We start from the raw sequence: 25726 nt of genomic DNA on the forward strand, positions 1-25726 counted from the left end.
TGCGGCGGCCGGAGGTGAGGGCCGCTACGAACCGAGGGCGAGCAGCAGCTCGGTCGCGGCGCCGGAGGCGACCGCGGCGCGGGACAGGGCGAGGCCGGTGGCCAGGTCCGGGGCCAGGCCGGCCAGGTGCAGGACCACGGCCGCGTTGTAGTGGCAGGTGTCCAGCACGGGGGCCGGGGCGGTGCCGGCCAGGACGGCCCGGGCGGCGTCCGCGTTGGCGGCGGTGTCGCCGCCGCGCAGGTCGTCCGCGTCGGCGGGCCGCAGGTCGAGGTCGGCGGGGTCGAGCACGCGCTCGTGCACCCGGCCGCCGTCCACGGCCAGCACCCGGTTGGGCCCGGTGGTGGTCAACTCGTCCAGGCCGCCGTGCCCGTGCACGATCCAGGTCCGGTCCAGGCCCAGTTCGGCGGCGGCCTCGGCCATCACGTCCTGGTCCCTGCGGTCGGCGGCGCCGATCAGCCGGCCGTGCAGCCGGACCGGGTTGGCCAGCGGACCGGCCAGGTTGAACAGGGTGCGGAAGCCGAGCCGGCGCCGGATCGGCGCCAGCCGGCCGATCACCGGGTGCACGGCGGGGGAGAACAGGAAGGCGAACCGGTGCCGGTCCAGCAGCCCGGGCACCAGCTCCACCGGCCCGAGCGGCACGCCGAGCTCCTCCAGCACGTCGGCACTGCCGCAGCGGCTGGTGGCGGCCCGGTTGCCCGCCTTGGCGACGGTGGCCCCGGCCGAGGCGGCCAGCAGGCCCGCGACGGTGGAGATGTTGACCGAGTCGCTGCCGTCGCCGCCGCTGCCGACCACGTCGACGGCGGTGCCGTGCCAGTCCACCGGCCGGGCGGCGGCCAGGATCACCCGTACGGTGGCGGCCAGTTCGGTCGCGGACGGGCGCTTGGCGGACATCGCGGTCAGGAAGGTGGCGATGTCCAGCGGGTCGGCGGTCGCGTCCAGCAGGGCGGAGACCGCGGCGAAGGCGGAGTCCGCGTCCAGCTCCCGGCCGAGCACCAGCTGTCTGGTGGAGGCGGTGAGCACGGTGGCCGGAGCCATCAGAGCACCTCGACGTTTCCGGTCCGGGCCAGCTCGTTGCGGGTGTCCAGGACCAGCGGCGCAGCCTCCCAGAGGGCGTCGCCGAGGACCCGGCCGTGCGGGGTCACCAGGACCACGCAGTCCTGCGCGGCCAGCTCCTCCCGGGTCCAGCCGACCGACTCGACCGGCTGCCCGTCGAGCTCCAGCTCGGGCACCATCGGGTCGAAGTAGCCGATGGTGGCGTCGAGCTCGCGCAGGCCGCGGATGATGTCCAGGGCCGGGGCGTTGCGCAGGTCGGACACGCCGGGCTTGTAACTGACGCCCACCAGCAGGACCTTGGCGCCGGCCGTGGCCCGGCCGCGCTCGGCCAGCAGCTCCCGGATCCGGGCGACCACCTGCTGCGGCCGGTCGGTGATCCGCCGGTGGGCGGTCTCCACCAGGTCCAGCACCAGGCCCTCGCGGCGGGCCTGCTGGCTCAGGAACAGCGGGTCCACCGGGATGCACTCGCCGCCCACCCCGGGGCCCGGGTAGTGCGGCAGGAAGCCGAACGGCTTGGTCGCGGCGGCGTCGATCACCTCGCGCACCGGCAGTCCCAGGGCGTGGCAGAGGTCGGACATCTCCAGCGAGAGCGCGATGTTGACCAGGCGGAAGGTGTTCTCGTACACCTTCGACAGCTCGGCCACGGCGGGGCTGGAGACCGGCACCACGGTGCGGCAGATCTGCTCGAACAGCAGCGTGGCGCGGCGGGTGGACTCCGGGCCCACGCCGCCGACCAGCTTCGGGGTGTTCAGCAGGGTCCAGCCGTTGGTGTTGGCCGGGTCGACCCGCTCGGGGGCGGTGGCCAGGTGCAGGTCGCGGCCCGGCACCAGGCCGGTGCGCTCCTCGATGGTGCGGGCGATGCCCGCGGTGGTCCCGGTCGGGACGGTGGACTGCAGGACCACCAGGCTGCCGGCCCGCAGGTACGGCAGCAGGCTCTCCACCGCGGCGTCCACGTAGGCCAGGTCGGCGGTCTGCTCGGGGGTGACCGGGGTCGGGACGCAGATCACCACGGCGTCCGCGTCGTACAGCGCCGCAGGGTCCGCGAAGGCGGTCAACTTCTCTGCGACGTCCTGCAGTTCGATGTCGGTGAGGTCGGGCAGGTAGGACTCCGAGCGGTTCACGGAGTCCACCTTGACGGTGTCGATGTCGACCCCGGCGACGAGGAACCCCGCGGTGGCGAAGCCCAGCGCCAGGGGCAGGCCGGTGTAACCCAGCCCGACGATCCCGACCTTCAGGGTGCGGGCGGCCACCTTCGACGTGAAGTCCTCGGCGGTGGCCTCGGCCGACTCCGACGTCGCGATATCCGTACTCGCGACGGCGAGAGCGTGACCAGACAAGCTCGTCATGTCTTCGATCCCTCAGTCCAGCTAGCGGCTCGGTGTGTGCGGTGGTCCCAAGTCGACCAGCTCGACCTGACACACACCCAGACCACTCGGGCGCTCCCGGAACGGACCAGCTGACCTTGGACCCCGAGCCCGTTTTGGGGCGGATATCCGGCCTTGGGTGATTGATCCGTGATGGTCCACGATTGGTTTCCGTGGACGATCGAATTTATTGCCGTGTGGAACTTGTGTGGGACACTCGTTCGATGCCCAGGGGAGGGACCGACAATGAGCTGGCACATTTCCATCGAGGTCGATCGCGAGTCCAGCGATTCACTGACCCGACAAATCCAGGAAGCCATCCGATGCCGCATTGTCGAGCGGATCCTGCACCCCGGAACCCGTCTCCCGTCTACCCGTCAGCTCGCCAGTGACCTGGGGGTTTCCCGCAGTGTGGCGGTCGAGGCATACGAACAGCTCACCGCCGAGGGATATCTGACCTGCCTCCAGGGCTCGGGCACCAGGGTGGCCGATCGCCCGAATGGTGAGACTTCAACGAATTCCCAAACGCTCCGTGAGATCGACCCGATCATGCCGGTGACCTGGGATCTTCGTACCGGACGGGTGAATGTCACCAATTTCCCGCGCATCGAGTGGCTCGCCTGTTACCGGACGGTGCTGGCCGCGGCCGGACGGGACGAGCTGGACTACCCGCCGGTGGCCGGCCTGCCCGCGCTCTGCGACGCCCTGGCCGGCTACCTCGGCCGGGTGCGCGGGGTGCGCGGGAGCGCGGAGACCGTGATGGTGACGGCCGGGTTCGCCCAGGGCCTCTCGCTGCTGTGCGAGGCGCTGCCCAAACTCGGCATCCGCAAGCTGGCGATCGAGGACCCGGGCCACAACGGCCAGCGCAGGTTCATCGAGGAGTGCGGCATGCACTCGGTGCCGGTCCGGGTGGACCGGGAGGGGGTCGACGTCGCGCACCTGGCCGCCACCGGCGCCCGCGCGGTCCTGGTGACGCCCGCGCACCAGTACCCCACCGGCGTGACCATGTCGGCCCAGCGCCGCCGGGCGCTGATCCGCTGGGCGCAGGACGTGGACGGCCTGATCATCGAGGACGACTACGACGGCGAGTTCTGGTTCGACCGCCGGAGCCGGCCGTCCGCCCTCCAGGGCATGGCGCCGGACCAGGTGGTCTACGCGGGCACCGCGAGCAAGACCCTGGTGCCGGGGCTGCGGCTGGGCTGGCTGGTGATCCCGCCGCACCTGGCGGCGATGCTCAGCCGGATCCGCTCCCGGCACGACCTCGGTTCGGACGGCATCACCCAGTGCGCGTTCGCCGAGCTGATCACCAGCGGCATGCTGGACCGCCATCTGCGCCGGGTCAGGTCGCGCTACCGCTCCCGGCGCGAGGCGTTCACCCAGGCGGTGGAGCTGCACCTGCCGCAGGCCCGGGTCACCGGCTCCTCGGCCGGCCTGCACGCCTACCTCCAACTCCCGCCCGACATCAACGAGTCGGCCCTGGTGGAGGCGGCCCTGGCCAGGTCGGTGCTGGTGCACGGCGGTTCCAGGTACCAGTTCGCCCCGGGGGAGCGGCCGCCGGCCCTGGTGGTCGGCTACTCGACCCTGCCGTTGGCCGGGATCTCCGAGTCGATGTACGCGATCCGGGACGCGGTGGACGAGCAACGCGCCGCCCGGGGACGCTCGTTGAGCGCCCCGCCGACCCGGAGCCGGGCCAAGGGCCGGGCCGACGCCCGGATCTGCGCGGTCTGAGCCGGGCCGTCGCGCCGGAGCGTCGGAGTGCTGGGCCGTCGGAGTGCCGGAGCGCGGAGGGCCGCCCCCTGCCGGGGGCGGCCCTCCGGTGTCAGCCCGCGGCCTTGGCCCGGCGGACGAACTCCTCGATCAGCGCCGGGTCCTTGACCCCGCGCCGCACCTCCACCCCGCTGGAGACGTCGACGCCCCACGGCCGGGCCGCCGCGACCGCCGCGGCCACGTTGGCCGGGTTGAGCCCGCCGGCCAGCATCCACGACCCGCTCGGCGGGTTGGCACCCAGCTCCGCCCAGTCCCACGCCTCGCCCGAGCCGGGCACCGGCGAGTCCAGGATCAGCAGGTCCTCGCCGAAGTCGCCGCAGGCCGCGCCCGCGGCGGCCGCCGCCGAGGTGGCCCGGACCAGCTTCAGCCCCAGGTCCCGCAGCGCGGCGAAGGCGGCGGGCGGGTGGTCGCCGTGCAGCTGGACGGCACCGACCCCGGCCGCCGTCGCCGCCTGCCGGACCACCTCCGGCGCCTCGTCGGTGAACACCGCCACGGTGAGCACCCCGGCGGGCACCTGCTCGGCGAGCAGCCGGGCCTGCTCGGGCTCGATCCGGCGCGGGCTGGGCGTGAGGACGAAGCCGATGGCGTCGGCACCGGCCGCGACCGCGGCGGCTACGTCCGGTGCGGTGCTCAGACCGCAGATCTTGACGAACACTTGGCTGGTCTCTCCTCGATCGCTGACTGCTGGTCATTGACGGCTGTCGGTCAAGTGGTCCGGCCGACCGGACCGGAAGTGGCCGGGCATGTCGCGGGTCGCTCTGCCCTAGGTTCTCCGTATGCCCATTGACGCAAGCACGCTTCGCGGCAGCCTCTGTGCCGGTGTCGCCATGGTGACCGTCGGCAGCTCGGCCGCGGTGAGCCCGCTGCTCACCCACTACCCGCTGCTCTCCGGCCAGGCCTGGCGGTACCTGGTGGCCGGGCTGCTGCTCCTGCTGGTCGGCCACCGTACCGCCACCGCGGCCGTGCGACCCACCGCGGCCCAGTGGACCAGAATCACCCTGCTCGCCGCCACCGGCATGGCCGGGTTCAACGTGTTCCTGCTCAAGGCGGTCCAGTACGCCGACCCGTCCACGGTCGGCGCGGTGGTCGGCGCCGCACCGGTGGTGCTCGCCATCGCCGGCCCGCTCGGGGCGGCCCGGCGGCCGTCCGGCCGGATCGCGCTCTGCGCCGTGGTCACCACCGCGGGCGTGATGGTGATCCAGGCCTTCGGCTCCGGATCGGCCACCGGCCTGCTGTACGCGCTCGGTGCGCTGGCCTGCGAGTGCTGCTTCTCGCTGCTCGCGGTCGGCCTGCTGCCGGCCCTCGGCCCGCGCCGGCTGTCCGGGCTGGCCTGCCTGGCCGCCGCCCCGATGCTCGGCCTGGCCGCCGCCGTCACCGACGGCACCGACGCGCTCCGGGTGCCCACCCTGACCGAGGGCCTGGCGCTGGCCTACCTCACCCTGGTGGTCACCGCGCTCGCCTTCTTCCTCTGGTACGCGGGCATCGGCCTGCTCGGCGTCGACCGGGCCGGGCTGTTCGCCGGCATCATCCCGCTCACCGCCGTCCTGCTCGGCCCGGTCCTCGGCACCGGCCGGCTGGAGCCGACCGCCGTGCTCGGCTCGCTGATGGTCGGCGCCGCCGTCCTCTACGGCGTCAGCGCCCCGCCGCCGCGGGCTCGGGAGGCCTGACCGGGTCCGCCACGCCGGTGGGGTCGGCCAGCCGGACCGTACGGGAGCCGTAGAAGACCAGCGCCCCGGCCACCAGGCCGACCACCACCACCAGCAGTGCCCCGCGTGCGCCCACCCACTCCGCCAGCAGCCCGCCGGTGAACCCGCCGATCGGGATCACCGCGAAGGCCACGAACCGGAACGTCGCGCTCACCCGCCCGGTCAGCTCGGTCGCCACCAGCGCCTGCCGCAGCGCCACCGAGTGCACGTTGAAGACCGTCATCCCGAAGCCGTTCAGCACGTAACCCACCGTCAGCACCGCGACCACCAGCGCCGTCGGCCCGCCCGCCAGCGGCAGCAGCACCAGCGCGGCACAGGCCAGCAGCATCCCGGCCGCCATCGCCCGCCCGGCGCCGACCCTGGCCCCGAACCGACGGGCCACCAGCGAGCCGCCGAACGCCCCGACGCTGCCCGCCGCGATCACCAGGCCCAGCCCCGCCGCGTTCAGCCCCAGCTCGCGGATGCCGTAGATCGGCACCACCACCAGCACCACGTCCCAGAGCAGGTTGAACCAGGCCGACTGGACCATCACCACCCGCAGCACCGGCTGCGCCATGGTGACCCGGAAGCCCTCGGCGATCTCCGCCGCGACGCTGCGCCGGGGCCCGGTCCGGACCGGCTCCGGCGTACGGATCGTCAGCAGCGAGGCCACCGAGACCAGGTAGCCGAGCGAGTTGACCACGATCGCCACCGGGGCGGTGAGCAGCTGGATCAGCACCCCGCTCAGTCCCTGCCCGGCGGTCTGCGCGATCGACTGGCTGGACTGCAGCTTGCTGTTGCCCTCGACCAGCAGCCGCCGCTCGATCAGCGACGGCAGGAAGGCCTGGTACGCCACGTCGAACTGGGCCGTGAACAGGCCGGTGACGAAGGCGACCGCGTACAGCAGCCCCATCGACAGGTGCCCGGCCCAGGCGAGCACCGGGATCGACGCCAGCACCAGCGCCCGCCCCAGGTTGGCCGCGATCAGCAGCGGGCGGCGCCGGACCCGGTCCGCCAGCACGCCCGCGAGCAGGGTGACGCAGGCGACCGGCAGGTACTCCAGCGCGTTCAGCAGGCCGAGCTGGCCGGGGGAGGCGTCCAGCAGCTCCATCGCCGTCAACGGCAGCGCCAGCAGGGTGACCTGGGCGCCGAACAGCGCGACCGTCTGCCCGGCCCACAGCCGGAGGAAGTCCGCGTGCCGCCAGAGCGCGCCCCCTCTGGCCGGCGCGGGCGCCGGCTCAGACACCGGAGACCTCGGCCGCAGCGGCGGGGGACCAGTCGATCTCGTACAGCTTCACCGCGGTCTCGATCGCCGCCTGCACCCGGGCGGAGCTGTCGGCCCGGAACCGGAACGCCCCTGCCGTGTGCACCGCGCCGCCGTTGCCGTCCAGCACCGTCCCGGCCGGCGGCAGCGCCTCGGTGTACAGCTCGGGGATCGCGGCGGCGAGCGAGGCCACCCGGTGCACCACGGCGGGCCGCACCGGCGGTTCGGGCATCATCAGGTACCCGGCCACCTCGCCGCCGACCTCCGCGGTCGGGTAGGTCCGCCCGATCCCGAGCTGGACGTGCACCGAGGCCTCGATCAGGTCGAGCCCGTACACCTCCTCCCAGACGAACCGGACCTGGCCGCCGCCCGCCCGGGCGCCGATCTCCAGGAAGACCAGCTCGTCCGAGCCGTTGGCCCGGAACACCTCCAGGTGGAACACCTCGTCGGTGAGCTGCAGCGCGGCCAGCACGCCCTCGGTGAAGGCGACCACCCGGGCCTCGAACACCGGGTCGTCGTTGGCCACCGAGCCGAACGGGGAGCCGACCGCGAAGTCCAGGCAGGAGCCCAGGCAGCGCCAGCTGCGGATGGTGCGCAGCACGCCGCCGGACACCACGCCGTCCACCTGGTACAGGTTGCCGTCGATGAACTCCTCGCACTGGAAGTCCGTCAGCGCCGTGTCCGCCAGCGCACGTTCGACCGCCGCCGGGTCCTCCAGCACGTACACGCCCTGGCTGTCCGCCCCGGCCCGGGGCTTGAGCACGAACGGGTAGCCGTGCTCGGCCCCGAAGGCGCGGACGTCCTCGGCGGCGGCCACCGCCCGGTTGGCCGGCACCCGCAGCCCGGCGGCGGCCACGGCGGCCTTCATCACCACCTTGTCCCGGACCAGCCGGATCTCCTCGACGCCCTTGCCGGGCACCTTCAGCAGCTCGCGCAGCTCCGCGCCGAGCTCCAGGTCGAACTCCGACAGGGCCAGCACATGGGTGAACGGACCGTGCTTGAGCGACAGTTCGAGCGCCTCGGCCGCCACCTCGACCCGGTCGGCCAGGTCGGCGACCACCCGGATCTCCTCCGCCAGCTCCGCGCTGAGCGGCCCGGCGCCCGCCGCCGTGGTCAGGTAGCTGACCCGGTCCACCGTGTGGTCCAGGTAGCGGTGGTACTCGGCGAACCGGTTGTTCCAGCGGTTCAGGATCAGGACGTGGCGTCCCATGATGGCGGGCTCCGTTCGGGGGTCCGTGGTCAACTGCTCGAAGTGCACGCCGAGTTCGGCGGCATCGAGGGCGGCGGTGGTGGCCCGGGGGTCCGGTCCGGCCGCGATGGCGTAGCCGAGGCGGCTGGACGAGCTGCCCTGGGGAGGGACCGGCCGGCCGGGCGCGATCAGGGCGCCGACCTCCCGGACCAGTGGATCGGCGGACACGCCCGGATCGACCACCATCCGGTGGTAGGAGTCGAGTTCGGGACGCAGGAAGAACCGGATGCCGGCGTGGCCGACACCCGTGGCGGGCTGCGCGGGGGCGCACGGCAGGCCGAGGTGCGAGCGGACGGTGATCTCGTACAGGTCGGCGCCGACGGCCAGCCGGAGCAGGTCGGGAATCCGGTCCCCGGGCAGCCTGGCAGCCACCTCCATCAGCAGCGGCCCCCGCTCGGAGAGCCTCAACTCGGCATGGAAAGGCCCGAGTTCGAGGCCGAGCGCGGTGACCGCCCGGACGGTGTACCGCTCGATCCCGGCCCGGACGTCCTCGTCCAGCGCAGCCGGGAAGAGGTGCCCGGTCTCGACGAAGAACGGCTCGGGGCCGAGCTGCTTGGCGGTCACGCCGAGCACCGTCACGGTGCCGTGCTCGACGTACCCCTCCACGCTGAACTCCGGCCCGGCCACGTACTCCTCGACCAGCACCAGCGGCAGCCCGGCCCGGTCCAGGTAGCCGGTGCCGTACCCGTGGATGCGGCGGAACGCCTCGACCGCCTCGGCCTCGGTGCGGGCCTTGTGCACGTTCAGACTGCCCGACTGGTCGACCGGCTTGATCACGCAGGGCAGGCCCAGCCTGGCGATCGCCGCCGGGAGTTCGCACTGGGTGGAGACCAGCGCGTAGGCCGGCTGGTCCAGCCCGTACTCCCGGACCAGGCTCCGCATGACGTGCTTGTGCCGCAGCGCCAGCGCCGTCCGCGGGCTCAGGCCGGGCAGCCCCAGCTCGGCGGCGGCCGCGGCGGCCAGCGGCACGTAGTGCTCGAAGCCGGGGATCACTGCGGCCAGCGGCCGCCGCCGGTGCAGCGCCCGCAGCCGGGCCAGCACGGCCGCGTCGTCGTTGGTGTCGACCGACTCGACCCGGGCGGCGTGGGCCAGGTGCACGTCCGGCACCCTCCGCTCGCCCCGGCCGGCCGTCAGCACCACCACCTCGTGCCCCAACTCGGCTGCTCGATCAACCAGTTGGTAGCCGGAGGAACGCGGTTCGACGATGGCGATCCTCACCACGTCGCCAGCTCCTCGACGGTCGTCGGAACGGCCCGCTCCCGGGCCTGCTCCAGCAGCTCGATGGTGTGGTGGTGCAGCGCCAGGTCGGCCGGCGGCAGCGGACCGCCGTCGAGCAGGTGCGCGTACGCGGTCTCGACGAAGTTGGTCAGCGGCGCGTCCTCGATCACCGCCCGGCCGGGGCGGCCGGAGATCCTGATCTGCCCGAACGCGTCGTCGGTGGAGACCGGGAAGTCGGCCAGCACCTCGCCCCTGGTCCCGGTCACCCGCAGGTGCCGCCGCCGGGACGGCGAGGTCAGGTCGCTCAGCAGGGTGCTGATGATGCCGCCGGTGTGCTCCAGCCGGAGCAGTGCCCCGCCCATCGCGGGCACCGAGCGGTCCGGCAGCGGCATCGCCCAGGTCGGCGAGGAGAGGATCCGGGCCTCGTCCCCGGCCAGGTGCAGCGCCAGCAGCACCTGGTGCGGCAGCTCCACCTCGAAGGCGGTCCGGTGCGAGTCCGAGGAGCCCGTCCGGCCGAACCGCGGCTTGCTCTGCTCCATGTACAGCGCCACCGGCTCGCCGATCTCGCCGTCCGCGATGATCTGCCGGACCCGCTCGGTCACCCGGCTGTTCGGCCAGACGCTGACCGGCAGGATGGTGGCCAGCCCCGCCAGCTCGCACAGCTTGCGGCTCTCCGCCGAGGTGGGCGCGATCGGCTTCTCCAGGATGATCCGGCGGGCGCCCAGCGCCACCAGCTCCTCCACGCAGGCCAGGTGGTCGTGCGGCGGCGTGGCGACGTGGTACACCGCCTCGGGGCCGAACTCCCCGACCGCGGCCCGCAGCGAGGGCAGCAGCACGGTCCTGGGCTGCGCCTCGGTCAGCGCCGGGTCGACCACGGCGACCGTGTAGTCCGGCCCGTACAGCGACCGCAGCGCGTGGTGGTGCAGGTCCCGGCCGGCCCGCCCGTAGCCGACGATCACGGTGGGCGGACGCTCCCGTCCACCCGGGATGGTGGTACTCAACGCCGACACAGTGGCCCCCGCTTCCGGCTCACCCAGGGTCCGTGCACGGTAGTGCCCGGATCTCCAACGGATATGCCACAAGTCTGCGAATGTGTCAGGTCATGCTCCAGACCACTACCGGTGGAGCTGCCCGGACCACTCAGGCCACTGAGGTGCTGTCAGCCCCCGTAGAGCTCCCAGAGCTTCGGGAAGCGCTTCGCCATCTCGTCCGTGTCCTCGAAGTCGAAGCTGTCGCCCTCGGGCCGTCGGGGCTGCGGGGTGCCCAGATCCGGCAGCGGCAGCCCGGTCAGCTGCTCGTGCGCCTCGTCGGCGGCGTAGCCGAGGTCCTCGGCGTCGCCGTCCTCCTCCTCGTCGAAGTCCGGCACCAGCTCCGCCAGGTCGTCCGGCTGGTGCACCGCCCCCTCGAACACCTCCCGGCCCTGGCCGATCAGCCAGCACCGGAAGAAGTCGAAGGTGTCCTCCGAGGCCCCGTCCAGCAGCAGGTACGCCGCCGCCCACAGGTCGTACCGGTAGGCGCGCTGGAACCGCGCCTCGAACAGCCGGGCGAAGTCCACCACGTCATCCGGCGTCAGCTGCGCGAGCCGCTCCACCAGCGCCTCGGCCTGGTCGTCCGGATCGCCCTCGGCCGCGTCCCTGGTCTCGTCGATCAGTTGCCAGAAGTCCGTCTCGTACATCACCGCTCCAGCATCGCCGGTCAAGCCCACGAGCGCACGTGTTGCCCGCCCCGCCAGGCGCGTCGCTCGGCCGTCAGTGCGACCCCGGGGGCAGCCGCGGCGCGCGCAGCCGCTGCCAGAGGTTGCTCCCCCGGGGCTTCACCGGGTCGCTCTGCGGCGGCACCCGGTACTCCGACCCGACCGGGAGGATGGCGGCGGCCGGGATCGCGTTCGCGCCGAGGTGGAGCCGGGGGAGGGGGCGGGAGGTGGAGTCGTTGGCCTCCAGGAACGCCTCCGCCAGCAGGTGCGCCTGGCCGACGGACTGGCCGGCCCCGATGTTGCGGTAGAACTCCGAGGCGAACCTGGCGGCGTCGGTGTCGTCCAGCAGGCCGTCGGTACCGATCGCGCACCCGACCCGTTCGGCGAGCTCGGTGGCGAGCGGCGCGCTGTGACAGGTGTTCAGGACCACCGCGAGCAGATCGGGGGTGGCGAAACCGTCGATCAGCTTCAGCAGCCCGGGCGAGTGCAGCGGGGCGTGGCCGCCGTCGTCGGTGGCGAACAGCAGGTTGCCGTTGCCGTCCGCTCGCCCGGAGACGTGCAGGACGGTCGGGATCTCCTCCCGCAGGGCCCCGGTGAGGTCCTCCAGCCGGGCCGCCGGGACCACCCGGATCCGCAGGGCAGCGCGGTAGCGGGCACCGCGCAGGGCCTGCTGGATGTTCCGCAGCTCCTCGTCCAGCCGGAGCGGTGGCAGCTGACGGGCCGCCGACTGCACGACCAGGACGGATCCGCTCACTCCGTGGCGGGCGGCAGCAGGAGGTGCAGCAACTTTCCCAGGCCGGCGGCGTGGACGGGGTGCCGGCGGATCAGCTCCGCCACCTCGGCGAGCGCGGCGTTCCGGGCACCGGGGTCGGTGGTGGCGAGGCCGGGGTCGGCGGCGGGGAGCGGGGCGTCGGTCAGGGCGTCGGCCATCAGGCGGTGGCCGGCAGCGGCGAACTCGTCGCGGTAGACGGCGAGTTCGATGGCGGCGCAGTGGCGGAGGGCGGTCGGGTCGGGAGCGGCCAGGGCCTGCCGGAGGCGGGCGTGGAGGGTGGCCCGGTCGGCCAGCGCCCGGTAGGCGGTGGGGACGTCGGTCTCGGCCGCCAGATGGAGGATCGCCAGGTGGAGCCGGACGTCGAGGTCCTCCTCCTCGTCCTCCAAGTCCAGCAGCTCGGCGGCGCCCGGGGCGAGCAGCTCGGTCCGGTGACGCTCCAGGAAGTCCTGGGAGGCGGGCCAGTCGGGGGTGTTCAGCCAGTCGACGGCCAGCTCTTGCAGGATCTGCCGGCGGAAGGCGGCCTCGGGGCCTTCGGCGGCAGCTCGGTGGAGCAGGGCGACCAGGAACTGCACGAACTCGGGCGGGAGCGGCCCTGACTCCTCGACGGCGGTCGGAAGGTCCAAGCCCCGCAGGGCAGTTGTGTGCTCTGAGTAGAAGTCGCGCCGAGCGGACCACGAGGGGAGGTTGACCCAGGAACGGACCAGCTCGAGGTCACCGGGGGACACGGTGAGCCAGGGCGGCAGTGCGCTGGGGGCGGTGGCCGCCCACTCCTCGGCGACGAGGGAGAGCAGCTCGCCGGACTCCGCTGCCAGGTCGCGGAGCAGCGTGTGGCAACGGTGTCGGAGCTCCGGTGTGAGCTGGACCTCCGCAGTGTCACTGAGCAGGTCGAGGGCTTGTCGGACACCTGAACGCTGGTTGTCGGAACGGATGTTGTGCGATGCGAGGGCGAGGGTGAGCCGGGCGACCGCGAGGGGGTGGCCGGCCAGTTGGGAGATGCACCGATCGAAATGGGGAAGGGCCGCTGTGGGCGTTCCGGCGGCGATGTGCTGGCTGGAGAGGTTGTTGAGGGCGCTTGCGAGGTCGGGGAGGAAGGCTTGGGGGTTGGTGGTGGTGAGGTCGCGGCGGATGGTGACGGCTTCGGTGATGGTGGCGAGGGCGTTGTGGCGGTCGCCGAGCGCCGCCTGTGCGGAGGAGAGGTTGTTGAGGGAACTTGCGAGGTCGGGGAGGAAAGCCTGGGGGTTGGTGGTGGTGAGGTTGCGGTAGTGCTTGACGGCTTCGGTGATGGTGGCGAGGGCGTCATGGTGGTTGCCGAGCGAGGCCTGGCGGTTGGCGAGGTTGTTGAGGGACATGGCGAGGTTGGGGAGGAAGGCTTGGGGGTTGGTGGTGGCGAGGTTGCGGCGGATGGTGACGGCTTCGGTGATCGTGGCGAGAGCGTTGTGGCGGTCGCCGAGGTCACTCTGCGCGGAGGCGAGGCTGTTGAGGGCGCTTGCGAGGTCGGGGAGGAAAGCCTGGGGGTTGGTGGTGGTGAGGTTGCGGTAGTGCTTGACGGCTTCGGTGATGGTGGCGAGGGCGTCATGGTGGTTGCCGACCGCGGCCTGGCGGTTGGCGAGGTTGTTGAGAGAGCCTGCGAGGTTGGGGAGGAAAGCCTGGGGGTTGGTGGCGGCGAGGTTGCGGCGGATGGTGACGGCTTCGGTGACGGTGGCGAGGGCGTCATGGTGGTTGCCGAGCGCGGCCCGGTAATTGGCGAGGTTGTTGAGGGACATGGCGAGGTTGGGGAGGAAGGCTTGGGGGTTGGTGGTGGTGAGGTTGCGGTAGTGCTTGACGGCTTCGGTGATGGTGGCGAGGGCGTTGTGGCGGTCGCCGAGCGCGGCCTGGCGGTTGGCGAGGTTGTTGAGGAAGCCTGCGAGGTTGGGGAGGAAAGCCTGGGGGTTGGTGGCGGCGAGGTCGCGTTGGATGGTGACGGCTTCGGTGACGGTGGCGAGGGCGTTGTGGCGGTCGCCGAGCGCGGCCTGGCGGTTGGCGAGGTTGTTGAGGGCGCTTGCGAGGTCGGGGAGGAAGGCTTGGGGGTTGGTGGTGGTGAGGTTGCGGTAGTGCTTGACGGCTTCGGTGATGGTGGCGAGGGCGTTGTGGCGGTCGCCGAGGTCACTCTGCGCGGCGGCCAGGTTGGTGAGGGCGCTTGCGAGGTTGGGGAGGAAGGCTTGGGGGTTGGTGGTGGTGAGGTTGCGGTAGTGCTTGACGGCTTCGGTGATGGTGGCGAGGGCGTTGTGGCGGTCGCCGAGCTCACCCTGCGCGGCGGCCAGGTTGTTGAGGGACATGGCGAGGTCGGGGAGGAAGGCCTGGGGGTTGGTGGTGGCGAGGTCGCGCCGGATGGTGACGGCTTCGGTGATGGTGGCGAGAGCGTTGTGGCGGTCGCCGAGCGCCGCCTGCGCACCGGTGAGGTTGTTGAGGGACATGGCGAGGTTGGGGAGGAAGGCTTGGGGGTTGGTGGTGGCGAGGTCGCGGTAGTGCTTGACGGCTTCGGTGATGGTCGCGAGGGCGTTGTGGCGGTCGCCGAGCTCACCCTGCGCGGCGGCCAGGTTGTTGAGGGACATGGCGAGGTCGGGGAGGAAGGCTTGGGGGTTGGTGGCGGCGAGGTGGCGGCGGATGGTGACGGCTTCGGTGATGGTGGCGAGGGCGTTGTCGCGGTCGCCGAGCGCCGCCTGCGTGGCGGCCAGGTTGTGGAGGGCGTCGGCGAGGTCAGGGAGGAAAGCCTCGGGATCTTCGGCGGTGAGGCCGCGGTAGTGCTCGACCGCCTCCAGCGCGGGCGCCCCGGCAGTCAGCCGCTCCCCGCGGGTCGCCCTGGTCGCCCCGAGCCGGTTGAGGGCTTGGGCGAGAGTCGACCGGAAGGTCTCACTGTCCCGCTCGTTGAGCGCCCGTAGGCCCGGGATCCCCGCCCCGTCCCCGAGCCCGGCATGCTCGGCCAGATACCGCCGCAGGTAGAAGTCCCCCGCCCGGTGTGAGCCCTCCCCCGTGAGTCGCGCGGCCGCCAGTTCCCCGAGCGACTCCGTCGCCGCCCGAGCGGGCCCCGCCCAACGGGCCTGGACCGCACGCTCGTTGAACGATCCGGCCAGGTGATCGATGAACTCCTGGTGGTACAGCCGGTAGACCGCCACCCCGCCGCTGGTGTCCTCCACGATGAACCGGCCGAGCGCCTCCAGCGCCCAGTCCACATCCTTGGTTCCGTATGTCTCCCCGGTCGGATCCAGTGCCCCCGCGACGGCCTCCCACACCCCGTCCGCCGGCAGTCCCCGACCGAACGCCCAGGCCAGCGCGGTCAGCAGCACCCGCCCCGCCTGCGGAACCGCAGTACCGTCCCCCCGCCGCCGCACCTCCAGCGCGTCGACAGCGGCATCGAACGCGGCCGCCACCGTGGTCGGCAACTCCTCGACCCACCCGGCCGGCTCCTGCCCGGACAGCCGCTGGGCGACCACCGGCCCCACCAGGCGCGCGAACAGGAACCCGCCCCCGCTCGCGACCGCCCGGTCGCCCAGCAGTCGGGCCGCTGCCACAGCCTGATTGCCCGTCATGCCGTCTGCCCGCAGCCGCAGTTCCAGGTGTCCGGCGATGTCCTCCGCCGTGTCCTGCTCCTGGTCCAGGTCGATCTCCTCCGGACGGGCCAGCCGCAGCCGTTCGAGCGCGTCCTTCCACTGCTCGCCCCGCTGGAAGGCACTGCTGCGCAGGCTCACCAGCACCAGCCCGATCCGGGCCAGCGGCTCCAGCAGCTCGACCATCGGGCTGATCTCGCCCGGCCCGACCTCGTCCAGCCCGTCGAAGAGCAGCACCGGCGGGCGCTCGTCCCCCCGGACGTCCAGCTCCAGCCACGCCACCAGCTCGGACACCGTCCGGGGATCGCCCAGACCCCGCTGCTCCGCCACCGCCGCCGCGGCCTGAAGCGCCGTCAGCCCGCGCAGGTGGACGGTGACCGCCACGCTCCCCGCTCCGGGGTCCGGATCGCCTGGCGCCAGCGGGAGGTGCTTGAGCACCTCGGTGCGCTGCTGCGGATCGGAGAGCGTCGCGAGCCGTCCCAGCACCGCCGACTTCCCGCACCCGGCGCTCCCGGTCACCAGCCGGAGTCCGGGCCGGTCCCCGCCCATCCAGGTGACCAGCTCGCCCAGCACCCGCTGCCGGCCGTGGAACAGCCAGGACTCCTCGGTGGGGTCCGCCCCCTTCGCGGCCAGTACCAGGTGCTCCACCAGGGCGGGCCGGGCCGCCGGCTGCCAGCGCGGGTTCCGGAACATCACCCGGGGCACGCCGGTGGCGGTGTACGCCGGCCGCTGCCCCTCCTCCGTCCAGCCGGCCTGCACCGCCTCCGCCAGCGCCTGCCCGGTCACGCCCTCGTTCCGTACGCTCCACGCCCGCCGGTACGGCCCCGGCGCCGGACCGTCCCGCAGCACCTCCAGGACGGCCTCCAGCAGCACTCCGCGCCCGTCCGCCTGCTCCCGGGCCCGGCAGCTGGCCAGCACGCCCAGCCACAGGTCCTGACCCTGCGCCAGGGTGCGCAGGTCATGGTCCCGGATCGCCTCCTGCACCACCTCGGTCGAGCCCGCCCCGGCATGGCAGGTGTCGATCAGCAGCAGCGCCTGGTGGGCGCCGGACCGCAGCACCTCCTCGGCCAGCTCGCCCGGCGCGTACGTCTCGCCGAGCGCCTGCCCGCTCTCGGTGTCGGCCGCGACCAGCCGCAGTCCGCCCGGCTCCCGGACGGTGCCGTGCCCCGACCAGGCGACCAGCACCGGACCGTTGGCCCCGTCCCGCCGCCACTCCGTCCGCCACTCCTTGAGCCGGCTCCGCACCCGGTCCAGCGCCAGGTTCTCCCCGATATCCACCCGGTACTCGAACTCACCCGCCAGTTCGCCGAGTTCGCGGACCTGCTGCACCGCGTTCGGCAGCCGGGGGAAGTGCTCGTAGGTGTCGAACGCGATTCCGACCATGGTGCCTTCACGCATCGCCGTCCGCCTCCCCGCCGACCAGCACCAGCGAGGTGACCGCCGAGTCGGTGTACCCCTCGGCCGCAGCCACCGCCCGGTACGCCCCGGGGGCCGGCCGCTCGAACACGGTCCCGTACCGCCCGCCGCCCCGGTTGCCCATCGTCCGCCGCACCGCCGCACCGCCGCCCACCGCCGTCAGGGTGACCGTGACGGCGAGGTCGTCCCGGCCGGTGCTGACCGTCACGGGGTACGGCTCCCCGGGGTCCACCAGGTCGGGTGCGGAGACGGCCAGTTCGACGTCCCCGTGCTCGCCCCGGTGGGTCGGGCGCTCGGGGCCGAGCAGGCCCCACAGCTCGTCCCGGACGGACCGGTGGTTCTGCAGTGAGCCGTGCTTCTCGCGCGGCGTGCGCACCAGCGCATCCGGGAACTCCACCGGTGTCCCGGCCAGCCGGGGGACGGTGCCGTCGCCGCCCTCGTCCTGCCCGCCGATGGTGAGCAGCGGCACCAGGCGCTCGCCGTCCCACTCCGCCGTGGTCGGGGTCGGCTGCCGTACCCCGGTGAACGGGATCAGCTCCGCCGGCCCGCCCGCGGCGATCTCCCGGTGGAGCAGGCCGGCCGCCGCCAGCAGCTCCAGGTCCACCCCGGGCAGCCCGGTGACCTCCTCCGGGCGCAGCAGCGTCCCGTCCGGGCCCGGCAGGCAGGCGTACCCGGGGAGCAGCTCGTGCAGCGAGGGCAGGCTGCGGGCGAACGCGGTCAGCGACAGGGCCGACGGCAGCCACGGCTTCGCGAGGCCGTTCACCAGCCGCAGCAGTGCGTCCAGCGAGCCCCGGTGCGGGGTGCCGAGCGTGATCAGACGCCGGGTCACCTCCCAGCCGCCGCGGTGGGCGACGTAGTGCCGGGCGATCAGGCCGCCCATCGAGTGGCAGACGAACACCACCCGGGCCTCCCGCCGTTCGGGCGCGGAGCCCCGCCAGAGCTCCAGTTCCCGGGCGACCCGGGTGGCCAGCCGGGCGGAGTTGACCCGGCAGGAGAGCCGCCAGTCGTAGGCGAACTCGACCAGGTTGACCGGGAGTCCGGCGGGCAGCCCGGCGGTCCGCGCGGTCAGGGTGAACTTCTGCTGCAACCAGGTGGTCAGCCCGTCGTAGCCGTCGACGGGGGTCCACACCCCGGGCAGCACGTGCAGGTCGCGCATCAGGCCGACCGCCCGGACCCCACCGTCCTCGCCGTCCGGGCCGACGGACAGCCGGGGAGCCAGGCCCGCGAAGGCCCGGAGGCCGCGCAGGGCGGCCGGGCCGGAGAGGTTCCAGACCGGTTTCCCGTCCCGGTCTGCCAGCCGGCTGCCCATGATCCCGGGGACCACCACCACCAGGTCGTTCACCTGCACGCGTGCCACGATTCGTCCGCCCCTCGAATGTGCCTGTACCGCTCGGGAGTTGGCACCGGAACGGTCGGATCACACTACCGGAGCCGTCGGCCGGGCCCGGCAAGCGGCGGAACGGCGCCGGAAACGACGGTGCCCCGCCGGGTCCGAGGACCGGGCGGGGCACCGAGGGGTGGAGCGGGGACTACAGGCCGAGCTCGACCTCGAACTCGCCGGCCTCCAGGATCTCCTTGACGGCCACCAGGTAGCGGGCGGCGTCGGCGCCGTCCACCAGGCGGTGGTCGTAGGAGAGCGAGAGGTAGGTCATGTCACGGATGCCGATGGCGGTGCCGCCGTCGGCCTCGATCACGACCGGGCGCTTGACGGTGGCGCCGATGCCGAGGATGGCGGCCTGGTTCGGCGGCACGACCACGGTGTCGAACAGCGCACCGCGCGAGCCGGTGTTGCTGATGGTGAAGGTGGCGCCGGACAGCTCGTCCGGGCTGATCTTGTTGCTGCGGACCTTGCCGGCCAGCTCGGCGGTCTTCTTCGAGATGCCGGCCAGGTTGAGGTCGCCCGCACCCTTGATGACCGGGGTCATCAGGCCCTTCTCCGAGTCCACGGCGATGCCGATGTTCTCGGAGTCGAAGTAGGTGATGGTGCCCTCGGCGTCGTTGATCCGGGCGTTGATGACCGGGTTGGTCTTCAGCGCCTGGGCCGCGGCCTTGACGAAGAACGGCATCGGCGAGAGCTTGACGCCCTCGCGGGCCAGGAAGGACTCCTTGGCCCGGCCGCGCAGCGCCATCACCTTGGTGACGTCGACCTCGACCACGGTGGTCAGCTGGGCCTGCTCGTGCAGGGCCTTCAGCATGTTGTCGCCGATGACCTTGCGCATGCGGGTCATCTTGACCGTCTGCCCGCGCAGCGGGGACGGGGCGGCGGCGGCCTTCGGCGCGGCGGCGGCCGGAGCGGCCACCGGGGCCGGGACGGCCTTCGCGGCCTCGGCGGCGGCGATGACGTCCTGCTTGCGGATGCGCCCGCCGACACCGGTGCCGGTGACGGAGGAGAGCGCGACACCCTGCTCGGCCGCGAGCTTGCGGACCAGCGGGGTGACGTAGGCGTCGGAGCCGTCGGCGACCGGAGCGGCAGCGGCGACCGGGGCCGGAGCAGCCACGGGAGCCGGAGCCGGAGCGGCGACCGGCGCGGCCGGAGCAGCGGCCACGGGGGCCGGTGCGGCGACCGGAGCCGGGGCGGCGACCGGGGCGGGGGCGGCGACCGGGGCCGGAGCCTCGACCACGGGAGCCGGGGCCGGGGCGGCCGGAGCAGCGGCGGCGGCCGGAGCCGCACCCGCCGCACCGATCAGCGCGAGCTGCGCGCCGACCAGGGCGGTTTCGTCCTCGCCGACCAGGATCTTCACCAGGACGCCGGCGACCGGCGACGGGATCTCGGTGTCGACCTTGTCCGTGGAGACCTCGAGCAGCGGCTCGTCGATCTCGATGGTGTCGCCCTCGGCCTTGAGCCAGCGGGTGACGGTGCCCTCGGCGACCGACTCGCCCAGGGCGGGGAGCAGCACCGGGGTGGCGTCGGCGGCGGCGGGGGCGGCAGCGGCCGGAGCGGCGGCCACGGGGGCCGGCGCGGCGGCGGGCGCCTCGGCGACCGGGGCGGGGGCGGCCGGGGCGGCCTCCGCGACCGGAGCGGCGGCGGCGACCGGCGCACCGGAGCCGTCGTCGATGATGGCCAGCTCGGCGCCGACCGCGACGGTCTCGTCCTCGCCGACCTTGATCGAGGCCAGGATGCCGGAGACCGGCGCCGGGATCTCGGTGTCGACCTTGTCGGTCGAGACCTCGAGCAGCGGCTCGTCGACCTCGACCCGGTCACCCTCGGCCTTCAGCCAGCGGGTGACGGTGCCTTCGGAAACGCTCTCGCCCAGCGCGGGCAGTGTTACTGAGACCGCCATGGTTTCAGCGACTCCTATCAAGTCTTGCGTACAGGAATGGATGGACTGCCGGGACGAGCGCGATCAGTCGTGCGCGTGCAGAGCCTTGCCGGCCAGCGCCAGGTGCGCCTCGCCGAGCGCCTCGGACTGCGACGGGTGCGCGTGGATGAGCTGCGCGACCTCGGCGGGCAGCGCCTCCCAGTTGTAGATCAGCTGGGCTTCGCCGACCTGCTCACCCATGCGGGCGCCGACCATGTGGACACCCACCACGGCGCCGTCCTTGACCTGGACCAGCTTGATCTCGCCGGCGGTCTTGAGGATCTTGCTCTTGCCGTTGCCGGCCAGGTTGTACTTGAGCGTGACGACCTTGTCCTTGCCGTACAGCTCGACGGCCTTGGCCTCGGTGATGCCGACGGAGGCCACCTCCGGGTTGCAGTAGGTGACCCGCGGCACGCCGTCGTAGTCGATCGGCACGGCCTTGAGGCCGGCCAGCCGCTCGGCGACCAGGATGCCCTCGGCGAAGCCGACGTGGGCCAGCTGGAGGGTCGGGACCAGGTCGCCGACGGCCGAGATGGTCGGCACGTTGGTGCGCATGTACTCGTCGACCAGGACGTAGCCGCGGTCCATTGCGACCCCGGCCTCCTCGTAGCCGAGACCGGCCGAGACCGGGCCGCGGCCGATGGCGACGAGCAGCAGCTCGGCGTCGATCTGCTTGCCGTTCTCGGTGGAGACCCGGACGCCGTCGGCGGTGTACTCGACACCGGAGAAGCGGGCCTTCAGCTCGAACTTGATGCCGCGCTTGCGGAAGGCGCGCTCCAGCAGCTTGGAGGAGTTCTCGTCCTCCAGCGGGGCCAGGTGCGGCAGGCCCTCGACGATGGTGACGTCGACGCCGAACGACTTCCAGACCGAGGCGAACTCGACGCCGATCACGCCGCCGCCGAGGATGACGGCCGACTTCGGGATCCGGTCGAGCTTGAGCGCGTGGTCCGAGGAGATCACGCGGTCGCCGTCGATGTTCAGGCCGGGGAGCGACTTCGGCACCGAGCCGGTGGCGAGGACGATGTGACGACCCTCCACCCGCTGGCCGTTGACGTCCACCGAGGTCTGCGAGGAGAGCCGGCCCTCGCCCTGGATGAAGGTGACCTTGCGGGAGGCCACCAGGCCCTGCAGGCCCTTGTACAGGCCGGCGATCACGTCGTCCTTGTACTTGTGGACGCCGTTGATGTCGATGCCCTGGAACGTGGCCAGGACGCCGAACTCGGCGGCTTCCTTGGTCTCGTCGGCGATCTCGGCCGCGTGCAGCAGGGCCTTGGTCGGGATGCAGCCGCGGTGCAGGCAGGTGCCGCCCAGCTCACCCTTCTCGATCAGCGCAACGCTCAGACCCAGCTGCGCTGCACGGAGCGCCGCGGCGTAACCGCCGCTTCCGCCTCCGAGAATGACTACGTCGAAAACGGTGCTGGCGTCGTTCGCCACGTCACGTCCTCCATGCAAAGGGGTGCGGTTCGCCGGGCCGGTCGCGGTCCGGTGGGGGGTAGGAAGCCCTTGTAAGGCGCCCAGTCGTCCGGGAGTACATCCTCGCACTTGTTCGCGGCGGCTGGTGGCCGGGGCTGCCCCGGACAGTCGGGCCGGTTGCCGGGAGCGGTGTCGGATGTCCCGTACGTCAGGGTATATCCGCAGCTCACAGCCCTGTGACCAGCCCGGGGAGGGCGGGTCCACCCGAGCGCCGACCTGGGCTGTTCCACCGTACGGAACAAAGTTTCGCCCGCGGCGAACACACGTTGTCAGAAACGGTCCGGCGTATTACCGGCAGGTAATCGCAGCAGAGCGGGGCCCGACGCCGTCAGGCGCCGGGCCCCGCAAGGGCTCAGAGGGCTCGGAGAGCTCAGACCGAACCGTTGGCCGCGGTGTCCTCGGCGAACCGGAGCAGGGTGCGGATCGCGCTGCCCGTGCCGCCGCGCGGGGTGTAGCCGAACGGCCCGCCCTCGTGGAAGGCCGGACCCGCGATGTCCAGGTGCGCCCAGTCGATGCCCTCGGCGACGAACTCCTTCAGGAACAGGCCGGCCACCAGGCCGCCGCCCATCCGCTCGCCCATGTTGGCGAGGTCGGCGACGGTGGTCTCGGTCATGCCCTTGCGCAGCTCGACCGGCAGCGGCATCGGCCAGGACTGCTCGCCGGCCGCCTCGGCGGTGGCGTGCAGGCGGTCGCGCAGCTCGTCGGTGTTGGCCATCACACCGAAGATCCGGTTGCCCAGGGCCAGCACCATCGCACCGGTCAGGGTGGCGACGTCGACGATCACGTCGGGCTGCTCCTCGCCGGCCCGGACGATCGCGTCGGCCAGCACCAGCCGGCCCTCGGCGTCGGTGTTCAGCACCTCGACGGTCTTGCCGCCGTACATCTTCAGCACGTCACCGGGGCGGGTGGCGGTGCCGGACGGCATGTTCTCCGCCAGCGCGAGCCAGGCGGTGATGTTGACCTGGAGGCCGAGGCGCTTGGCCGCGACCACGGTGGCGAACACGGCGGCGGCGCCGGCCATGTCGCACTTCATGGTCTCGTTGTGGCCGGCCGGCTTGAGCGAGATGCCGCCCGAGTCGTAGGTGATGCCCTTGCCGATGAAGGCGAGGGTCGCCTTGGCCTTCGGGTGGGTGTACGCCACCTTCACCAGCCGGGGCGGGTTGGCCGAGCCGTTGCCGACGCCGAGCAGGCCGCCGAAGCCGCCCTTGAGCAGCGCCTTCTCGTCCAGCACCTCGACCTTGAGGCCGTGCTCCTTGCCGGCCGCCTGGGCGATCGCGGCGAAGGACTTCGGGTTGAGGTCGTTCGGCGCGGCGTTGACCAGGTCGCGGGCGCGGTTGATCTCCTCGCCGACGGCGGCGGCGCGCTCGACGGCGGCCTTGGCGTCCTTGCTGCCCTTGCGCTCGGTCAGCACGACCAGCTCGCCGACCGGGGCCTTGCCGTCGCCGGTGCGGTACGTGCTGAAGGAGTACGAGCCGAGCAGGGCGCCCAGCGCCACCGCCTCGATCTCCTCGGTGGTGGCGGCGGGCAGCGCCAGCGCGGCCTTCTTGGCACCCGCGAGGGTGCGGGCCGCGACGCCAGCCGCCTTGCGCAGGGTCTCCAGCGAGTGGCCCTGCTCGGCCTCACCGAGGCCGACCGCGAGCACGAGCGGGGCCTTGACGCCTGCGGGAGCCGGGAGCTTGACCGCCTCGCCCTCGGCACCCGTCGCGCCCAGGGTGGCGAGCAGCTCGGCCAGCTTGCCCTCGAACGCCTCGGCCACGGCCTCCGCGCCGGACGCCAGCAGCAGGCCCTTCGGGCCCTTGGCCACGCCGATCACCAGGGCGTCCGCGCGCAGCGAGGCGGCGGAGGAGGTGCTCACAGACAGTGCAGTCACTAAACGAGTCCTGTTCTTTCGCGGTCCAAGCCGAGTGCGGCGCCGGTGCCGCACCGGCAACGACCCCGGCGTGCTCCGCAGGAACAGGGCGCAGGGTCACGGTGCTCACCGCATGGTAGTCCGCATGTTGGGATGCTGCCGCCCTGGGCCGCCCCTGTATTTCGGTCACAGCGGGTGAAGGGCCACCACCGGGCCCCGGGCGGACCGGACCTGACGAAGCGTCGGACGATCAGTGGACTATCCTGCTCGGCTCGGGCCGGGGCGACTGCCCGTCGGCCACCGACAGGGGGGCCGACATGGTCACGGACGAAGCGATCCGGATACCACCGCTGCGGGCCGGGCGGCGGCCGGCCGGCCAGGCGCTGCTCGGCTGGCTGGACGACACCAGGGCCCCGGCGCTCTGCCGGGTGGCCGGCAGCTCCGGCAGCGGCCGCACCCACCTGCTGGACTGGCTGGCCGCCGCCGCCCCCGCCGACCACCCCAGGACCGCCCGCCGGGTGCACGCCGTCCTGCCGGTCCGCGGGACGACCCCCGACAGCGCCGCCAACCTGCTGGCCCGGCGGCTCGGCGGGTTCGCCCGGAACCCGGCCGAGCTGCTCGCCGCTCTGCAGGACGGACAGCCCAGGACCGTCGTGGTCACCGGGCTCGACCCGGTCGGCGGCCTGCCCGACCGGTCCCGGCGGATCGCCGCCGAACTGCTCGTCCCGCTGCTCGGCCTCCCGGGCCTGCGGCTGGCGGTGGAGTCCGCCGACGGCACGGCCGCCACCGGGCTGCTGACCGCCGCCGTCCCCGGCGCGGCCGTGCTGGACCTGGACGACCCCCGCTGGACCGACCCGGACGCCTTCGCCGCCTGGTGCGCCCGGCTGCCCGGCACCCCGGCCGCCGCGCTCTTCCCCAGCCCGGGCCTGGCGCTGCTGGCGTCCCGGGTCGGCGGCGGGGTCGTGGTGGATCCGGCCGCTGCGGCGGCCGACCGGGCCGCTGCGGTGTGCGCCGCCTGGTGGGAGGCGCTGCCGGCGGAACTCCGGCCCGCCGTGCGGGCGCTGGCGGTGGCCGACCGGGCGGTGCCGGCCGGGACCTGGGCCGAGCTGCCCGGCGCGGGCGGGGCCGAGGCGGTCGCCCGGGCCGGTGCGCTGCTGCCGCCGGGCTTCGACGGGGAGACCTGGGAGCTGAGCATGCGTCAGCTGTCCGCCCTGGTCCGGCCCGCCTGGTGGGTGAACTGGACCTACCGGCCGCCGAGCGGGGCGGTGGACGCGCTCTGCCTGGGCCGCGAGCCCTGGTCCGGCCGGATCCTGGCGGCCACCGCGGCCGGTGCACAGCTGCTCGACCAGGAGAGCGGCCGGGAGCTCGACCGGGCCCCGCTCCGGCTGCCGGTCACGCCGTCCGCGCTGGCGTGCGGCGAGGACGGGGTGCTGGTCGCGCTGGACCGGGCCAGGACCCTGGGCGTGCTGCCCTCCGCGGTGCCGGACAGCCGCAACCGCGCCGTCCGGGTGGTGGAGTGGGTGGCCGGGCAGGCCGGCGGCCGGATGACGGCGGTCGCGGTGAAGCGGGACGAGGGCAGCAGCTCGCTGGGTTTCGGCGACACCGAGGGACGGGTGGCGTTCCAGCTCAACGACTTCGGCCAGGCCAAGACCCCCGACCGGCCTTCGCACCGGGGCCCGGTCACCGCCCTCTCGGTGGCCGACACCCGGCGCGAGCTCTGGCTGGCCAGCGGGGGGACGGACGGCCGGGTGGTGCTCTGGGGCTACAGCCGCGCGGAGGCCGAGCCCCCGATGGACGAGCGCGAGGCCCCCGTCACCGCCGTCGCCGTGGCCGGGATCGCGGACGGCCTGCTGACCGTCGCGGCCTGGGCCGACGGGCTGGTCCGGCTGCGGCGGCAGGGGGAGGACCTGGACACGGTGCTGGACCTGCGCCTCGACGCCCCGGTCCACTCGGCCGTGATCGACCGGAACGGCTGGATCTGCCTGGCGCTGCCGGACCGGGTGCTCAGCATCGGGCTGGGCTGAGCGGCCCCCTGACGCC

At 73.3% G+C, this 25726-nt stretch carries 16 protein-coding genes; 3 read left to right on the forward strand and 13 right to left on the reverse strand.

Annotated features, from left to right (window positions below; translation table 11 throughout):
• Positions 1-24: 24 nt before the first annotated feature.
• Positions 25-1035: an anthranilate phosphoribosyltransferase gene (trpD, locus tag ABT118_RS19625; protein ID WP_350670038.1), complete on the reverse strand. Its 1011-nt coding sequence runs from the start codon at positions 1033-1035 to the stop codon at positions 25-27.
• Positions 1035-2399: a nucleotide sugar dehydrogenase gene (locus ABT118_RS19630; protein ID WP_350670039.1), complete on the reverse strand. Its 1365-nt coding sequence runs from the start codon at positions 2397-2399 to the stop codon at positions 1035-1037. Before ABT118_RS19630 ends, trpD begins: the two co-directional genes overlap by 1 nt.
• Before the next feature lie 264 nt (positions 2400-2663).
• Between ABT118_RS19630 and pdxR the strand changes: the two genes are divergently transcribed.
• Positions 2664-4145, forward strand: a complete 1482-nt coding sequence (gene pdxR / locus ABT118_RS19640) for a MocR-like pyridoxine biosynthesis transcription factor PdxR (RefSeq protein WP_502884602.1) — start codon at positions 2664-2666, stop codon at positions 4143-4145.
• A gap of 91 nt (positions 4146-4236) precedes the next feature.
• Here pdxR and ABT118_RS19645 read toward each other — a convergent pair whose 3' ends face one another.
• Positions 4237-4839 (reverse strand): phosphoribosylanthranilate isomerase, encoded by a 603-nt coding sequence (locus ABT118_RS19645; RefSeq protein ID WP_350670040.1) that lies wholly within the window; start codon positions 4837-4839, stop codon positions 4237-4239.
• A gap of 121 nt (positions 4840-4960) precedes the next feature.
• On the opposite strand from ABT118_RS19645, the gene ABT118_RS19650 reads away from it, so the two are divergent.
• Positions 4961-5851 carry a DMT family transporter gene (locus tag ABT118_RS19650; RefSeq protein WP_350670041.1) on the forward strand — a complete coding sequence of 297 codons (891 nt, stop codon included), beginning with the start codon at positions 4961-4963 and terminating at the stop codon, positions 5849-5851.
• Here the strand turns inward: ABT118_RS19650 and ABT118_RS19655 are convergent.
• From ABT118_RS19655 to ABT118_RS19700, 10 genes are all read right to left on the reverse strand, one after another.
• On the reverse strand, positions 5817-7115 hold the full coding sequence (locus tag ABT118_RS19655; protein WP_350670042.1) for an MFS transporter: 1299 nt from the start codon (positions 7113-7115) through the stop codon (positions 5817-5819). The genes ABT118_RS19650 and ABT118_RS19655 overlap by 35 nt on opposite strands.
• Complete coding sequence (locus ABT118_RS19660) at positions 7108-9600, reverse strand: ATP-grasp domain-containing protein (RefSeq protein ID WP_350670043.1); 2493 nt, start codon at positions 9598-9600, stop codon at positions 7108-7110. The genes ABT118_RS19655 and ABT118_RS19660 overlap by 8 nt, the downstream gene beginning before the upstream one ends.
• A complete protein-coding gene (locus ABT118_RS19665; protein ID WP_350670044.1) occupies positions 9597-10601 on the reverse strand; it encodes a Gfo/Idh/MocA family protein in 1005 nt (334 codons plus the stop codon). The genes ABT118_RS19660 and ABT118_RS19665 overlap by 4 nt, the downstream gene beginning before the upstream one ends.
• A 158-nt stretch (positions 10602-10759) precedes the next feature.
• Complete coding sequence (locus tag ABT118_RS19670; RefSeq protein ID WP_350670045.1) at positions 10760-11275, reverse strand: DUF4240 domain-containing protein; 516 nt, start codon at positions 11273-11275, stop codon at positions 10760-10762.
• 73 nt (positions 11276-11348) lie between these two features.
• Positions 11349-12047 (reverse strand): CHAT domain-containing protein, encoded by a 699-nt coding sequence (locus tag ABT118_RS19675; protein ID WP_350670046.1) that lies wholly within the window; start codon positions 12045-12047, stop codon positions 11349-11351.
• Positions 12044-17047, reverse strand: coding sequence for a hypothetical protein (locus ABT118_RS19680; protein WP_350670047.1), 5004 nt, complete (start codon positions 17045-17047; stop codon positions 12044-12046). Before ABT118_RS19680 ends, ABT118_RS19675 begins: the two co-directional genes overlap by 4 nt.
• A complete protein-coding gene (locus ABT118_RS19685) occupies positions 17040-18422 on the reverse strand; it encodes an esterase/lipase family protein (RefSeq protein WP_350670048.1) in 1383 nt (460 codons plus the stop codon). Before ABT118_RS19685 ends, ABT118_RS19680 begins: the two co-directional genes overlap by 8 nt.
• Before the next feature lie 172 nt (positions 18423-18594).
• Positions 18595-20346, reverse strand: a complete 1752-nt coding sequence (gene sucB / locus ABT118_RS19690; protein ID WP_350670049.1) for a 2-oxoglutarate dehydrogenase, E2 component, dihydrolipoamide succinyltransferase — start codon at positions 20344-20346, stop codon at positions 18595-18597.
• A gap of 63 nt (positions 20347-20409) precedes the next feature.
• Positions 20410-21798 (reverse strand): dihydrolipoyl dehydrogenase, encoded by a 1389-nt coding sequence (lpdA, locus tag ABT118_RS19695; RefSeq protein ID WP_350670050.1) that lies wholly within the window; start codon positions 21796-21798, stop codon positions 20410-20412.
• 409 nt (positions 21799-22207) lie between these two features.
• On the reverse strand, positions 22208-23707 hold the full coding sequence (locus ABT118_RS19700) for a leucyl aminopeptidase (RefSeq protein WP_350670051.1): 1500 nt from the start codon (positions 23705-23707) through the stop codon (positions 22208-22210).
• Between the two features lie 296 nt (positions 23708-24003).
• On the opposite strand from ABT118_RS19700, the gene ABT118_RS19705 reads away from it, so the two are divergent.
• Complete coding sequence (locus ABT118_RS19705; RefSeq protein ID WP_350670052.1) at positions 24004-25710, forward strand: WD40 repeat domain-containing protein; 1707 nt, start codon at positions 24004-24006, stop codon at positions 25708-25710.
• The last annotated feature ends 16 nt before the right edge of the window (positions 25711-25726 follow it).

Origin of the sequence: Kitasatospora sp. NPDC002040 (assembly GCF_040296785.1) — a bacterium.
Lineage (GTDB): Bacteria > Actinomycetota > Actinomycetes > Streptomycetales > Streptomycetaceae > Kitasatospora.

Coding starts and splice junctions, on each gene's coding strand:
- ABT118_RS19705 (WP_350670052.1), top strand. CDS start 24,004: ATGGTCACGGACGAAGCGATCCGGATACCACCGCTGCGGGCCGGGCGG.
- ABT118_RS19630 (WP_350670039.1), bottom strand. CDS start 2,399: ATGACGAGCTTGTCTGGTCACGCTCTCGCCGTCGCGAGTACGGATATC.
- pdxR (WP_502884602.1), top strand. CDS start 2,664: ATGAGCTGGCACATTTCCATCGAGGTCGATCGCGAGTCCAGCGATTCA.
- sucB (WP_350670049.1), bottom strand. CDS start 20,346: ATGGCGGTCTCAGTAACACTGCCCGCGCTGGGCGAGAGCGTTTCCGAA.
- ABT118_RS19680 (WP_350670047.1), bottom strand. CDS start 17,047: ATGCGTGAAGGCACCATGGTCGGAATCGCGTTCGACACCTACGAGCAC.
- ABT118_RS19670 (WP_350670045.1), bottom strand. CDS start 11,275: ATGTACGAGACGGACTTCTGGCAACTGATCGACGAGACCAGGGACGCG.
- trpD (WP_350670038.1), bottom strand. CDS start 1,035: ATGGCTCCGGCCACCGTGCTCACCGCCTCCACCAGACAGCTGGTGCTC.
- ABT118_RS19650 (WP_350670041.1), top strand. CDS start 4,961: ATGCCCATTGACGCAAGCACGCTTCGCGGCAGCCTCTGTGCCGGTGTC.